This is a genomic window from Mesotoga infera (assembly GCA_011045915.1).
In the GTDB taxonomy this organism is placed as follows: Bacteria; Thermotogota; Thermotogae; order Petrotogales; family Kosmotogaceae; genus Mesotoga; species Mesotoga infera_D.
This window is the reverse complement of sequence record DSBT01000149.1, coordinates 1-2,209: the sequence shown is the minus strand read 5'-3', so window position 1 is coordinate 2,209 and position 2,209 is coordinate 1. Positions and strand designations below refer to the sequence as shown.

General features: G+C 47.0%; 3 protein-coding genes. All 3 read right to left on the bottom strand.

Annotated features, from left to right (window positions below; all coding sequences use genetic code 11):
- Positions 1-287: hypothetical protein (locus ENN47_05430; protein HDP77615.1), on the bottom strand; the 287-nt coding region annotated here is incomplete at its 3' end.
- A gap of 462 nt (positions 288-749) precedes the next feature.
- Positions 750-2,126, bottom strand: coding sequence for an NADPH-dependent glutamate synthase (gene gltA / locus ENN47_05425; protein HDP77614.1), 1,377 nt, complete (start codon positions 2,124-2,126; stop codon positions 750-752).
- Positions 2,119-2,209, bottom strand: a 91-nt coding sequence (locus tag ENN47_05420) for a sulfide/dihydroorotate dehydrogenase-like FAD/NAD-binding protein (protein HDP77613.1), incomplete at its 5' end; no start/stop codon positions are given. The genes ENN47_05420 and gltA, both read right to left, overlap by 8 nt.

Sequence of the window (2,209 nt, the reverse complement as noted above, 5' to 3'; positions counted from 1 at the left end):
GCGAGTCCGACATCAACCGAAATAACGAAGGCCTTCCCAGGATTGAAGGAAAGAAGTTCTTGCCTCTTTCCCAGACCAGAAGAAGTCTTGCCAGCGCTTACAAGATATCCCTCCTTAATAAGAAAGCCAACGAGCTTGCTTATCGTTGGCTTGCTTATCCCGGTCAAATTGGAAATCTTTGTTCTTGATATGGGCTGGTACCTAAATACCACGTCAATTATTGTCTTGAGATTTCTTTCCCTAAGCTCAGAGGGCACTCCGGCTGATCTTCTCTCAGAGATTGGCAAATTCAGTCCTCCTAATTAGTTAGTTTCTGAACCTAAATTATTCTAGCAAACTCAACGGTCTATTTGAAAACACTCTTTTGGGTAGAACGGATTCATCAGCTGGGAATAAAGGAGATTGATCGGGTATGATCGTATCTCACGAGGAATTTTGAGAATATAACGCACCGAAAAGGCAGAAAAATGAAAGCTCTGTATCAACGAAAGCCGTTTTTCATCATTTTTTTCATTACGAAGAGAAGTCTCTTTTATCAAGAAAAGTATCAGGATTCCATGATTCTCAGATTGGGTTTGAGAGTTGATTTATTCTTTGAACAATAGGAACTCCCTTGAAATGAGTTGGGAATTGCTGCCGAAATGAAGAGTCTCGGTGCAGAAAACCATTGACTGACTACTCACTTTTTTTCTCGATAGTCTCCCGAAATCCCTTACATTCAAAGTCTGTCGCAGGTGTCCTGAAGCCCATTATTTGCGCAGCAAGTATGCCTTGATTGCTCTCGCAGAACGCTTGCCGGCTCCCATTGCCTCAATGACGGTTGCAGAACCAGTGACAATATCTCCTCCGGCATAGACACCCTCATTAACTTTGCCATTAGATTCTTCGGCATCTATACTTCCCCACTTGTTGAGCCTAACGGTCGGGAACCCTGTCTTTAGAACGGCGTTCGGTGTTTGACCGATCGCTTCGATCACCATTTCTATATCCATTACGAATTCCGAGCCCTCAATCGGAATCGGCCTTCTTCTTCCTGATGAGTCGGGTTCTCCCAGCGTCATCTTCACGCACTTCATTCCGGTGACGTTGTTGTTTATGTCCCCTACGTACTCAACGGGAAGAGTCAGCCAGTGGAATACTATCCCTTCCTCCACGGCGTGATGATATTCCTCTATCCTTGCAGGCATTTCTTCTTCGCTTCTCCTGTAGACCACATGCACCTCTTTGGCTCCAAGTCTTTTGGCCGTTCTTGCAGCATCCATCGTGACATTTCCCGCTCCTATCACGGCTACCCTGTCCTTTATCTTTACGGGAGTGTCAAACTTTGGAAAGAGATAGGCCTTCATCAGATTCGTTCTCGTTAGATACTCGGAAGAGGAGAATATGTTGTTGAGATTCGATCCCGGTATCCCCATGAATCTGGGAGCGCCCGCCCCGATGCCAATGAAAACAGCATCATATTCGTTTTTGATCTCTTCAAATGGAATCGTTCGGCCTACAATCTGATTGAAACGGAATTCAACTCCCAGGCTTTTCACAAATTCTACTTCCTTTGCAACGATCTCTTTGGGAAGCCTGAATTCGGGGATCCCATACACAAGCACACCTCCCGCCGTATGGAAAGCTTCGAAGACGGTAACTGAAAAACCCTCTTTCGCTAGATCGGCGGCGGCCGTCAGTCCGGCCGGACCTGCACCGATTACGGCAACTCTTTTGTCCACCGGAGGTTTTGTCCGGGTTTCCAGGGATACATTCTGGTCTGCAACGAATCTCTCCAGTCTCCCGATTGCAACGGGCTCACTGCCCGGGATCTTGCCCACAACACAAACTGCTTCGCACTGCTTCTCCTGAGGGCAGACTCTTCCGCAGATTGCAGGAAGGTTGTTGGCATCTTTCAGTATCCTGGTACTCTCTTTCATATCGCCTTCCCTGAGTGCTTTGATGAAACCCGGAATGTCTATTCCCACAGGGCAGCCGCTCACACAGGGCTTGTGCTTACACTGGAGACATCTATTTGCCTCTGCAATTGCCTCCTCCTTGGTGTAGCCAAGGGCAACCTCCTCAAAGTTGTTGACTCTCTCCAAAGGATCTAACTCTCTCATCTTGACTTTGAATTTCTCAGGCATTCATCTCACCCGATTCACGTATGTACTCCTCAAGAGCAATCTGCTCCTCTTCTCGGTACTGATACTGCCTTTTGATCAGCTCG